Raw genomic sequence first — 12,067 nt, forward strand, 5'->3', positions numbered from 1 at the left:
CATGCTGAAATTCATTCCGATCGCTGCCGCCGCCCTGATGTCGATGTCGGCGCACGCCGTTCAGAAGGACATCACCGTCACCGCCAACGTCGACACGACGCTCGAAATGCTGTCGGCGGACGGCTCGGCACTGCCGACCACCATGCAGATGCAATATCTGCCGGGCTCGGGCCTTCAGGCCGCGCAGGTGAACACGAAGATCTTCACCAACGACAAGGCGAAGGATCTGCAGATTCGCCTCGCGAGCACGCCGGCGCTGAAGAACCAGACGAATCCGGGCGCAGCGGAGATTCCGCTGGCGGTCAAGCTGGGCGCCACCGAGGTGACCACCACGGCGACGACGCTGAAGGTGGCTGAGCTGTTCCCGGGCGAACTGGCGCAAGGCTCGAACGTGCTGCCGCTGTCGATCGAACAGACGAAGGTCGAACCCGTCACGGCTTCCGGCAACTACCAGGGGCTCGTCAGCGTGATTCTTACGCAGAGCGCGGCGTCGGGCAGCTAAGTCCTCCGCCGTATCGACGGGCGCGCCTGACCGGCGCGCCCGGTATTTTTTGGTAGTCCTTCGCAATTCTTCCAGATTCCCGCATGATTCCATTCGATCTCAAGAAGACCGTTGTCGCGTGCCTGAGCGCTTTGTGTGTGATGGACCTCGCGTCCCCCGCACACGCCGCCTCGGCCGTGCCGCCGGGATTCGAGGACATCGTGACGGGACACGAAGAGCGCATCAACGTCAATTTCCTCGGCAAGCCGCTCGGCCTGATCCGGGTATTCGTGACACCGGAAACCGTACGCTTCGAGGATCCCGAGCGCCTGGTCCAGATGCTCGGCTCGCAAATCGATTCGACGGCGAATGTATCGCTGATCGGCGATGCGCTGTCGAAGCCGATGGCGCGCAACGGCAACCTCGCGTGTGCCGGACAGGCGGGCGTGAACGGCTGCGGGTATGTCGACACGGACAGCGCGGCCGTGATCTACGACGAAAGCGACGGGAATATCGAACTGTTCCTGTCGCGCGACTGGGTGAGCACCGAGGAGCGCGACCAGCGGTTTCGCGAGCCGTCGCCGATGACGGAAAATGCGCTGATCCATCAGCAGACGATCAACCTGTCGGGCGGGCGCGGATACGAAAGCTTGTCCGTGTCCGGCACGGGCGCGCTCGGCATCACGCCGAAGAGTTTCATCGGCGGGAACTGGAACTTTACCCATACGAGCTATTCGAGCGCATCGGACAGCCACGTCCAGTTGCAGGACCTGTACTACCGCCGCGATATCGGCGCGCAGCATTACGCGCAGGCCGGTCGAATGGACAACCGCAACCTCGCGAGCGCGCTCGGGGGTAACTTCGGGTTCACGATGCTGCCGGTCGGCACGCTCGACGGCGTGCGCGTCGGCACGACGCTGGCTTATGTGAACCCCGAAGTCGCCGAACAAGGCACGCCGGTCACGCTGCTGTTGCCGCGCGATTCGCGCATCGACGCGTACCGCGGGAACGAGCTGCTGGGCACGTTCTACATGAAGGCCGGCGTCAATGCGCTCGATACGTCACGCTTTCCCGAAGGCACGTATCCGCTGACGTTGCGCATTTTCGAGAACGGCATGCAAGTGCGCACGCAGACGACGCCGTTCACGAAGACCGGCGGCGGCATCAATTCACGCACGCGGCAATGGTTCGCGCAGGCCGGCCGCGCGGCTGACCAGGGCGCGCCGGACGGTGTGGCCGCGGCGGCCGGTGTGCGGATTCCGCTGTTGCGCGAGATGGCGCTGACGAGCGGCGTCGCGACCGTCGGCCGGCATGTATACAGCGAGACGGCGCTCGAGTGGCGCCACGCGTTCCCGCTGGGTGTGCTTTCCGCCGGCGGTTCGTTCTTCATCGGGAACGACGGTTCGCGCGGCAACACGCAGCAGATTTCATTTGCGGACGGCGTGTCGTGGAGCGTGTATCGCTACCAGATGCGCGGCGCGGCGTGCAGCGGCCCGGCGGTGTCCTATCGCGACGTCGGCTGCTACGACATGCTGAACGCGAGCGTGTCGTTTCCGCTCGGAAACTGGTCGGCGATGCTCGGCTACACGTACAACAAGAGCGTCGGGCGGTCGCTATACCAGTCGGTCGATACGTCGGACCGTCCGTGGGCAACACCCGTGGTCCGTCAGGGCGACCAGGTGTCGCGCGCGCTCCAGGTTGCGTTGTCGCGGTCCGTGACATGGCGCAAGGTCAGCGCGAACCTGCGCGTCGGCGCGTATGCGAACCGCAACACGGGCGCCGGCGGCGAGTACGGCGGCTACGTCGGCGTGACGCTGTCGATGGCCGAACCCGCGATGCAGGCGGGGCGCGCGTCTGCCTATACGTCGGCGGGCGTCGATGTGCGCACGGATCGCAACAGCACGACGACGAACTACACGCTCGACCGCAACTGGAACTGGCAGGGCGATACCTATCGGGAACTCGCGCTCGGCCTGTCGGGCTATGGCGCCGACAGCCTGACGGGCACCGTGCAGGGCCGCTGGAAGGGGCGCTACGGCGATGTCGCCGGTGCCGTCGCGAACAGCTACAGCCGCGACAGCGGCGGCAACCAGCCTTCGGTGACGGCGAGCTATGCGTCGTCGTTCGCGGTCGCCCGGCAGGGCGTGTTCCTGGGCGCGTCCGCGTCGCAGTCGGACCCGCTCGCGGGCTTCGCCGTCAGGGTCGGCAAGCGTGCCGATGCGAGCGGCATGGCGGCCGAGGTGAGCAGCGCGTCGAGCACGAAAATCAAGGTCGGGTTCGGGCAGCGCGCGTTGCTGCCGGTGTCCGCGTTCACGCCCGTGACGACCGAAGTGAGCGACGCGGGTGCGCGGGCGTCCGCCGGCGCGACGAGCGTGACCGAGGGGCTCGGCAAGCGCACGCTGTTCATGGTACCGGGGCAGCTTGCGCTGCGCGACGTCGATGCGAAAGTGACGTACACCTATGTCGGCCAGGCATTCTCGGCGCGCGGCATGCCGCTGTCGGACAGCGTGATTCTCAACGGCGCGATGTCGCCGATCGACAGCCAGGGTGGATTTATTGCCGAACTTGACCATAAGGAAAACGAATTGTTTGTCGTGGATGGCCCGACGCTGATGCGTTGCCCGCTGCACGTGAAGCGCCGGCAGGACGTGCTGATGATGGTCGGCAAGGTGCGCTGCGATGTGGCCGGCCCCGACGCGCTGCCGGATGCGCTGCGCAAGCAGGCCCGCGTACAGAAGCTGCTGCAGCACCGGTACGTGATGTCGATGCGCGAGCGGACGGAGGGCGTGGCCGGTACGGCCCGGTAGCAGGCACGACGGTAGCCGGCCATTGCCGCACGCTGCCGTTGGCGATGTCGAGAACATAAGGGAACAGCCATTCAAATGATTCAAATCAGTCGAATTAGCTGCCGGGCAATTGTCCTGGCAGCCGCGCTGGGCGTGCTCTCGCTTGATGCGGCGGCAGCCATGAAACTGCCTGCGGACCGCAACGAGACGGTGGAGGCCACGTTGGATCGTGGCGCGCCGCAGGGGGACGTGATGGTATTCAGCAATGCGTCGGGAGGCTACGACACGGCCGACCCGGAAAAATGGGGGCGAAATTCGTGGACCTGCCAATCGGCCACTGCCACGGCGGACGGTGCGTGCGCAACGGAGCCGATATGGGTTGCGGCGGGCAATTCGAGTGACATCCGGCTCTCGTTCACCGAGCAAAAGACCGGTGCAAAGGCCGTGCTGACGCTTCAAGGAGAGAGCGCGTACCTCAGGCACGTGGATTGCAACGGCAAAGCGAGCCCGGAAGTCACATCGATCGGGCGAACGCCTGTTCATATGGCGCAGTCGGCTACCGTGGGCACTTGCCCGACCAATGCCCCTACGTGGGACGGTCGCAGCCTCTTCGTCAAGATTCCCGCGGAGGAGCTCAAGAAACTCCCGTCCGGTGGAACCTGGAAGGCCGACCTCCGGCTGAACCTGAGATTGTGGGGCGCCAGCAATGTGTCGACGATTGCCATCTTCCGGGCGGCGATCAAGCTGAATACGACCGACAGGAACAACATCCAGATCTATCTGCCCGAATTCACGACCGCGACACCCGTGGTCGACCTGAAGCTGCGCACGCTGCCGAATGGCAGCCGGATTTCGGGCACGTCGAACGTCGACATGTGCCTGTACGACGGCTACAACTCGCAGAGCACGTGGTTCGACGTGTCGGCGAGCGACGGCCTCACGATCGACCGCCGCGACAAGGGCCAGTATTCTGTCCTGCTCGCCTCGGACAAGAGCGGCGCCTATGAGTCGCGCGTCGACTACACCGCGAGCCTGACGTATGCAGGCAAGAAGATCGTGCTGCCGAACAACGAAACCGTGCGGCTGCAGGGCGTGAACAACAGCGCCGGCCGCTCGGTCTCGCTGCCGGGCATCTCGGTGCCGGTCGTCTGCACGCCGACGCCGCTGACGCTCGAGACACCCGAATTCCAGTCGGTCTGGAAGCGACCGGGCAAGTACAGCAACAAGCTGACGATCACCTTCACGCCGTCGTCGGCGAGTCTCTAGGGCGATCATGGAAGCAAGGTTCTTCGGGTATCGCCTGATCTGGCACAGGCTGCTTCGCGCATGGATCGTCGCGCTGCTCTGCGCATCGGTCGGTGCAAGCGCCGCGACCGCCTGCCAGAAGCCGGCCTTCACCGATGAGGAGATTCGGTGGATGCGCGCGCACCCGGTCGTCCATATCGCGGTCGAGGCGAACTGGCATCCAATCGAGTACATGCGCCACGGCCGGCATGCAGGGCTCGTCGCCGGCTACCTGAACGCGATCTCGAAGATGACCGCGCTTTCGTTCCAGACCGTGCCGGGCACGGAATGGGGGCACGCATACGATGCGCTCGCCGCCGGCAAGGTCGATCTGCTGCCGGGCGTCTGGCGCGAACTGGTTCCGGACCGCATCGGCGCCGGCGCGCTCGTCAGTTCGCCGTATCTGGTCGGGCGGCTGACCGTCGTGACGCGCAACAATTCCGCAATGATCTTCGGCCTGCAACGGCTCAAGGGCCGCCGCGTTGCAATCAAGGGGCGCGGCGCGGTCGAGTACTTCGTCCGTCACAGCGGCGTGCCGCTCGACGTGCTGACGTTCGACTCCGAAGAACTCGCGCTCGGTGCGGTCGCCAACGGCGAAGCCGACGCCGCGCTCGGCGTCGACGTTACGATCCTGCCCATCATGCGCCGGCAATTCACCGGCCAGCTTTACATGTCCGGCATGCTGGCCGACCGCCCGGTGTCGCTCGCGATGCTCACACGCTCCGACCTGCCGATTCTTGCATCGATCATCGACAAGTCGCTCGCAGCCATCCCCGTCAGCGAGACGGCCGGAATCACGCGGGATGCGATCGAACTGGGTGACTACGGCAAACCGACGATCCGCTCGATCGTGCATTATCGTGCGCCGGTGGTGTTCGCGATTGCCGTGGCGCTGCTCGCGTTCGCGCTGCTCGCCTACCTGTCGTGGAAATCGCGCGCGGCCGCCATCCGCAGCAAGCGCGACAAGGCGATGTTCCTCGCGTTCGTCAGCCATGAGATTCGCACGCCGATGCAGACTGTCCTGTCGTCGCTCGAATTCCTGCAGCGCTCGCGGCTTTCCGTACAGCAGGCCGGCCGCGTGGAGGCGGCCGTATCGGCTTCCGGAACGCTGTTGACGCTGCTCGACGATATCCTTGAATACTCGCGCCTCGAGTCGCGCAAGGTCACGCTGTCGCTGCAGACAGTCGAACTCGCGTCGTGGGCCAGACAAGCCGTCGACATGGTGCGTTGGCGTGCCGAGCGAAAGGCGCTTGCGTTGACACTCGATGTTTCGGGTCCACCGTCGTTATGTGTCGTCATCGATCCAGTGCGCGTGCGCCAGATCGTGCTGAATCTGCTCGTCAACGCGATCAATTTCACGCCGGCCGGCGCCGTCGCGCTGCGTGTCCGCTATGTGGCCGCGCGCCACGGGCGCAGCGGCGTGCTGCGCTTCGAGGTGCGCGATAGCGGCATCGGTATCGCGCCGGATCGCGTCGGACATGTTTTCGATGCGTACTGGCAGGCGGGTCGGTCCGCGCAACAGAGTGTCGAAGGCAGCGGGCTCGGACTCGCGATCTGCAGCGAGCTCGTCACGCTGATGCGCGGCACGATCACCGTCGACAGCGTGCCGCACGTGGAGACGGTTTTCACGGTGCAGTTGCCGGTCTTTGCGGCGGAGGTCGGGCTGGTGCCGCTGCCTTCCGTCCCCGCTCCGGTTCCCGCGCGGGGGGCCGCACCGGACGCGCGGGCGTGCCGAGAGGCGTCGCGGATCCTGATCGTCGACGACCATGAAGCGGTTCGGGCCGCATTGCTGGATCAGTGCGAGGAACTGGGCTGCATCGGGCTGGCGGAGGGGTCGGGCGAGGCGGCGCTGCGGCGGCTCGCGGACGGATGCGTGGACTTGGTGCTGCTCGATTGCAATCTGCCGGACATCGACGGTTATGCGCTTGCACGCATGATCCGGCAGGACGAAGCCGCGCGGCAGCTCCGGCATGTTCCGATCGTCGCGATCTCGGCCGTCACCGGCGATGCACACAAGATGCGCTGCTTCGATAGCGGGATGGACGGTGTGCTCGGCAAGCCGCTGCGGCTCGAGGCGCTGAGACAGATGATCGCGATGTGGTGTCCGGGGTACGCGGATGTCGGCGCCGACGAATCATCGGCGGCATAAGGCCGTCGCGGGCCGGCTTCGACGCACGAGGCGACCCGGTGTCTCCTGCAGGGACGCGCGTGCATGGTCGAACATCGAGGCTTCTACAGCGGTCGGCCAGGGCGTTGTCGGTGCCGGAGGTCATCCGGTCTATTCGCTCGCGCTGCCTGTCGTGTCCGTGTCGGTGCGATGCCGGTTCAACAACGCACGATGGAGCGCATGGACGTCCGACGAAATTCCGTCGGACACGGCGTGCAGTTGCTGTTCCAGTTCCGCGGCCAGCACACTCGTCTCGGCGTGCCCGGCAATCGCCGCGGCGCCTTTGATCCGATGCGCCGCATGACGTGCCGCAGCCGCATCGTCCGACGACAGGGCGGCGCCAAGCGCAGCCAGATCCGCATCGACGCTTCGTCGGTAGATTGCGCGAAAGTCCTGCGTTGACGCAGGCAGCGCCTGATCGGGCTGCACGATCTCATTCGTATCGTCGGTCGGACACCACAGATCGAGCATCTGGTACAGCACGTCGAGTCGCAGCGGCTTGCCGAGCACGCCATCCATCCCGCTGTCGAAGCAGCGGGCGCGATGCGCATCGTCTGTCGAGGCGGAGATGGCGATGATGGGTGTGCGCGGCTGCCGGCGCCGCTGTTCGCTGGCGCGCATGCGCTGCGCGACGGTGTAGCCGTCGAGGTCGGGCAGGTCGCAGTCGAGCAGCACCATACCGTAACACGTGTGCTCGAACGCCTCGAGCGCCTGCTCGCCGTTGCCGGCAACGGTCGAGCGGTACGCGAGCGCCTCGAGCTGATGCTGGACCGCGTGCTGAACGGCCTCGTGGTCGTCTACGACGAGAATCACCGGCCCCGTGTCGGTGCGTGGCGTTGCGTCGCTCCCTGCATGTTCGGTTTCGGCCGCTGGCGGCACGAATGCGGGGCTGGGGACGTGTGCAATCGTGGCCGGCGTTGCGGTTGGCGTGGTACGTGGTACTGGCAGAATCACCGTGAAGACCGTGCCTTTGTCGGGGCTGCTGCTGACGGTAATGGCGCCGCGCATCAGACTGACCAGCTCGCGGCAGATCGACAAGCCCAGTCCGCTGCCGCTTACGCGGCGGCTTCCCGGCTGTTCGACGCGCTGGTAGGGATCGAAAATGCGGCGCTGGCGCTCGGGCGGGATGCCGATACCGGTATCGCGGACCTCGATCACGAGCGAGCCCGCCTGCTTCGGTTTGTTGTCGAGATAGTCGACGCGCAACGTGATCGAGCCTGCCGACGTGAACTTGATCGCGTTGACGAGCAAATTCAGCACGATCTGCCGTGTGCGTACCGGATCGATCGGCAGATGCAGATCGGTGGGGCAAGCGAGCTCGAGTTTGAGGTTCAGGCCTTTTTCGTCGATCCGCCAGCGCACCATGTCGACGCTGCGCCGCGCCCATGGCGCGATATGCGTGGGCTCTGGCGCGAGTGTGACGTTGCGCGATTCGAGCCGGGAGTATTCGAGTATGTCGTCGAGCAGTGTCAGCAGCGATTCCGATGCAGCGATGGCGGCATCGGCACGGCCGGCCTGTTTCGGTGCCAGTTTGGAGCGCTGCAGCAGTTCCAGCGACGACAGGATCGTATGCATGGGCGTACGAATCTCGTGGCTGATGAAAGCGAGAAACATCGCCTTGTCCCGCTCGCTGCGGATCGCCGCGACGCGCGCCCGCCACGAAACGAATGCGATCGCGGCCAGCGCAAGCAAGGTCGCGCCGGCCGCGGTGGCTTGCCAGCGGTGATAGTAGAGAATTGATTGGAGCGTTGGCTTGCCGTAATCGGCTGATTCGATCCACTGGCGCGGAATCTGCTCGCTCGAGCGTGCCGGAATTGCTGCCAGGGATTTGTCGAGAATCGATGCGAGCAACGGCGTATCGCTGCGGGTCGCCATGGCCAGCGCGTACGGGCGGTCAGGCAGGCCGCCCGAGACGAACAGTTCCCCCTCGAACTGGCGGCGGAGCAGCGGCAGAATCGACATGTCAGGACCGATGGCGACGTCGGCGCTGCCGTTCGCGACGGCCGCGAGTGCGTCGCGCTCGTCGTCATACGTCAGCAGGGTCACCGGTAGGCCGCTTTGCCGAATCGCGTATTCGAGTCCACCGTTCCCCTTGATCGCGATTCGTCGGCCAGCCAGGTTTCGGAAATTGACGAACTGATTCAGGCGCTCCGATGCCACGACGAACATCGTGCCGACGAAGTACGGTTGACCGACGATGGCGCCGTTGCGGTACCGCGATATATCGGAAGTCTTCGACACGTCGGGCACCATGTCGATCTTCCCGGACATCAGTGCGTCGTACGAGCCGGCCCATGGGATATCGACGTATTCGAAGCGCAGCCCGCTGGCACGTGAAACGGCGTCGAGATACGACGGCACGACACCGACGATTTTGCCGTGCTCACGAAATTCGAACGGGCGCCAATTCGAATCGATACGTGTTCGCACCACCGGATGCGCGGCAATCCACGCCTTCTCTTCGGCGGTGAATTGCGGGTCGTTGCTCGCCCATCCAAACGTGGGCATCAGCCAGACGAGCAGACCCGCAAGGACGGCGCGTCGTTTCACATTCCCCTTGCTCACGTGGTTTCACCAGGTTGTTGGGCGGGCCGCTACAGGAGGGCTCGCGAGTTCATGCCGAACGCCGTGATGATCGCAGGCAACGCCGGACGGCAAGGCCGTCATCTTAGGTTGCGCGTTGTGGAAACGCAACGCAACGCGATGATCGGCGAATCGCGCAAAGCCGCGTGACGGACCTATGCGACATGCGCAGCATCCCATCGATGCCGGGCTGCCGACGGCACCGCAGCAGCATGGCCGCCAACATCCGTCTGGCTTGGCTGAAAGGGTTAAAAATTATCCGGAAAGTCGGTAAGCTAATCGAGATAGCCATGAACGGCATACCATGACAAGAGCGGATTAGACCGTCCGCCGCGGTACTACAACAGGGAAAGGGGTAACAATGAGGCCTGAGCACCAGCCGATCCAGATCGTGATCCTGGACGACCACGCCGTCGTCCAGCACGGGATCGCCAGTTACCTGACGGAGAAAACAGGCATCGAAGTGGCGGCGAGTTTCGCCAAGTCGCGCGATTTGATTCGCTGGCTCGAAGCGAATCACGCCGATGTCGTGCTACTCGACTACACGCTCGGTCCTGGCGAGATCGACGGCCTCAATCTCGTCAAGCTCATCAATACACGCTTCCCGGAATGCCGGATCCTGATGATGTCGAGCAGCGATACGCCGGCGACCGTGAACATGACGATGCGCGCGGGGGCGCTCGGCTTCTTCGGCAAGAGCGAAGATCTCGGCGAGCTTGCGCATGCCATCCGTGTCGTGGCAAACGGTCGTCCGTACATCAGTGCCGAACTGGCCGCGCGGATGGAGTCGAGCGCAACGCCCGACCCGCGCATCGCCGACACGAAGGCGGCGAGCGGCGACGGCACGCTGTCGCCCGAGTCGGTTTCGTCCGGTGACCTGCGCCTCAGCCCGCGCGAGCACGAGGTTCTGCGCTGCTTTCTCGCGGGCATGTCCGTGTCGGACATCGCCTCGAAGTTCTCTCGAAGCCGCAAGACGATCAGTGCGCAAAAGCAATCGGCATTTCGCAAGCTCGGTATCCGCAGCGATGCCGAGCTCTTTGCTTCCCGCAAGATGATCGACGAAGGCCGGACCTCCTGATTCCGATGCTGTGGTGTCGGCTTCCGTGCCACGCACACCGCCCATCCGCACGGTCGTTGATCTTCGTTCGATCCTCCGCGTCGATGATGCCGTACGTTGAACGCACGATCCGGCGAATGTCGCTACCATGAAAGCCGTGTTGCACGTCGAGCTTCGGCCATGCCGGTTCGCCGCGCACACACGCAGAGGTGGCGCGGCCGGCCACCCTGCCAACGACGAAGCGCGGGGCGCCCGCCGATCAGCCGTTGCGCCTGCGTCGCTTCGCTCCCGGAATCAACAGCAACCGAAAAGGAGTACATAACAGCATGGCTTTCTACAAGACCCTCATCGCAGCAACCGTCCTCGCGTCGAGCGTCAGCGCACACGCGCAGATCGCGGGTGCGCAGCCGATCAGCGTGACCGTCGAGCAATCGCAGGCGCTGCTCGAAGGCTGGAGCGTGAAGAAGAGCGTGCTCGGCAAGGCCGTCTACAACGACGAGAACCAGAAGGTCGGCACCGTGCGCGACCTGATCGTCGCACCGGACGGCTCGGTGTCGGCGGCGATCGTGTCGGCCGGCGGCTTCCTCGGCGTGGCCGCGCACGACGTCGCGGTACCGATCGCGTCGCTCGACGTGCGCAAAGGCAACATCTACCTGCCGGGTGCGACGAAGGATGCGCTGAAGGCGACGCCCGCGTTCCAGTATGCGAAGGTGCCGTCGCCGCCGAAGCCGAAGAAGATCGACGAAAAGCAGTAAGCAAGCACTGACTTGCACGGCCCGGCGCGCGATGCGCCGGGCTTGGTCCGGCCCATCGCACGCCTGCAAGGATCACGCGTCGGCCAGGACCTTCAGGCCGCGGCCGTCTGCTCGCCTGACCAGCTTCCACTGAATACAGGTGCGACCGGCCCGCTCAGAAGCACGTTGCCGGCGCCATCCCAATGCACCGTCACGTCACCGCCGTCGCATTCGACCCGCACGGTTTCATCCAGCAGCCCGCGCCGGATGCCGTTGACGACCGCCCCGCACGAACACGATCCCGAACCGAGCGGCACGCCGCCGCCGCGCTCCCAGATGCGCAGGCGAATACGCGTGCGATCGATGACCTGAACGAAATGCACGTTGGTTTTCTGCGGAAACAACGGATGCGTTTCGATGGCCGGGCCGCGCGCCGCGACATCGATCGTGCGGAGATCGTCGACGAAGAACGTGCAATGCGGATTGCCCATGTTGCAGGCGGCCGGCGCGCCAGGTAGCGGCAGCGCGAGGGTGTCGAGTGCCTCCGCGAGCGGCACGTCCCGCCAGCCGGTGAGCGGCCTGCCCATCTCGACGGTGATCAGGCCGTGCGCGTCCGTCGAGCACACGAGATACCCGCGGGGAGTCCGCAGCACGAGCGACGCCATGCCCATTTCCCGCATCAGTTGCCATGCGACGCCGCGCGTTGCGCTGCCGCAGGTATCGAGCGGCGAGCCGTCGGCGTTCCAGAACGCGACGCGGGCCGCCGCGTCGTCGCAGTCCGACACGACCGCGAGCTGGTTGAAGCCGATGCCGCGCTTCCGGTCGCCCATTTGCCGGGCGAGGCGGCCGTCGACCGCATGCGGGGTGCCGCGCAGGTCGACGATCGCGAAGTCGTCGCCGTTCGCGTGCATTTTCTGAAATCCGATCGGCATGGCGGTTCCGGAAGGGAGGCAGGCGAACACTGTACGTGGCTCG

General features: G+C 65.1%; 8 protein-coding genes. 6 read left to right on the forward strand and 2 right to left on the reverse strand.

Annotation, left to right across the window (positions count from 1 at the left end):
• Window position 1 precedes the first annotated feature (1 nt).
• The 4 genes from cblA to BDI24065_RS12215 all read left to right on the forward strand — a co-directional run bounded on the left by cblA (window position 2) and on the right by BDI24065_RS12215 (window position 6,700).
• The gene (cblA, locus tag BDI24065_RS12200) at window positions 2-502 is read left to right on the forward strand and encodes a cable pilus major pilin CblA (protein WP_174957894.1); all 501 of its coding nucleotides are present in this window, start codon (window positions 2-4) and stop codon (window positions 500-502) included.
• Window positions 503-585: 83 nt separating this feature from the next.
• On the forward strand, window positions 586-3,288 hold the full coding sequence (gene cblC, locus BDI24065_RS12205) for a cable pilus usher protein CblC (RefSeq protein WP_175031475.1): 2,703 nt from the start codon (window positions 586-588) through the stop codon (window positions 3,286-3,288).
• A gap of 75 nt (window positions 3,289-3,363) precedes the next feature.
• Complete coding sequence (locus tag BDI24065_RS12210; protein WP_175031476.1) at window positions 3,364-4,533, forward strand: CfaE/CblD family pilus tip adhesin; 1,170 nt, start codon at window positions 3,364-3,366, stop codon at window positions 4,531-4,533.
• A gap of 7 nt (window positions 4,534-4,540) precedes the next feature.
• Window positions 4,541-6,700 (forward strand): ATP-binding protein, encoded by a 2,160-nt coding sequence (locus BDI24065_RS12215; protein WP_175031477.1) that lies wholly within the window; start codon window positions 4,541-4,543, stop codon window positions 6,698-6,700.
• Window positions 6,701-6,829: 129 nt separating this feature from the next.
• Here the strand turns inward: BDI24065_RS12215 and BDI24065_RS12220 are convergent, their stop codons facing one another.
• Window positions 6,830-9,226 (reverse strand): ATP-binding protein, encoded by a 2,397-nt coding sequence (locus BDI24065_RS12220; protein WP_175031587.1) that lies wholly within the window; start codon window positions 9,224-9,226, stop codon window positions 6,830-6,832.
• Window positions 9,227-9,662: 436 nt separating this feature from the next.
• Here BDI24065_RS12220 and cblR point away from each other — a divergent pair, with 436 nt between their 5' ends.
• Window positions 9,663-10,379 (forward strand): cable pilus system response regulator transcription factor CblR, encoded by a 717-nt coding sequence (gene cblR, locus BDI24065_RS12225; RefSeq protein WP_175031478.1) that lies wholly within the window; start codon window positions 9,663-9,665, stop codon window positions 10,377-10,379.
• A gap of 305 nt (window positions 10,380-10,684) precedes the next feature.
• Window positions 10,685-11,113 (forward strand): PRC-barrel domain-containing protein, encoded by a 429-nt coding sequence (locus BDI24065_RS12230; RefSeq protein WP_175031479.1) that lies wholly within the window; start codon window positions 10,685-10,687, stop codon window positions 11,111-11,113.
• Between the two features lie 92 nt (window positions 11,114-11,205).
• On the opposite strand, the gene dapF is transcribed toward BDI24065_RS12230, so the two are convergent.
• Window positions 11,206-12,024 (reverse strand): diaminopimelate epimerase, encoded by an 819-nt coding sequence (gene dapF, locus BDI24065_RS12235; protein ID WP_175031480.1) that lies wholly within the window; start codon window positions 12,022-12,024, stop codon window positions 11,206-11,208.
• Window positions 12,025-12,067 lie beyond the last annotated feature (43 nt).

It is taken from the genome of Burkholderia lata (assembly GCF_902499025.1).
Classification (GTDB): Bacteria; Pseudomonadota; Gammaproteobacteria; order Burkholderiales; family Burkholderiaceae; genus Burkholderia; species Burkholderia lata_C.

Coding starts and splice junctions, on each gene's coding strand:
- cblA (WP_174957894.1), top strand. CDS start 2: ATGCTGAAATTCATTCCGATCGCTGCCGCCGCCCTGATGTCGATGTCG.
- cblC (WP_175031475.1), top strand. CDS start 586: ATGATTCCATTCGATCTCAAGAAGACCGTTGTCGCGTGCCTGAGCGCT.
- BDI24065_RS12210 (WP_175031476.1), top strand. CDS start 3,364: ATGATTCAAATCAGTCGAATTAGCTGCCGGGCAATTGTCCTGGCAGCC.
- BDI24065_RS12215 (WP_175031477.1), top strand. CDS start 4,541: ATGGAAGCAAGGTTCTTCGGGTATCGCCTGATCTGGCACAGGCTGCTT.
- BDI24065_RS12220 (WP_175031587.1), bottom strand. CDS start 9,226: ATGCCCACGTTTGGATGGGCGAGCAACGACCCGCAATTCACCGCCGAA.
- cblR (WP_175031478.1), top strand. CDS start 9,663: ATGAGGCCTGAGCACCAGCCGATCCAGATCGTGATCCTGGACGACCAC.
- BDI24065_RS12230 (WP_175031479.1), top strand. CDS start 10,685: ATGGCTTTCTACAAGACCCTCATCGCAGCAACCGTCCTCGCGTCGAGC.
- dapF (WP_175031480.1), bottom strand. CDS start 12,024: ATGCCGATCGGATTTCAGAAAATGCACGCGAACGGCGACGACTTCGCG.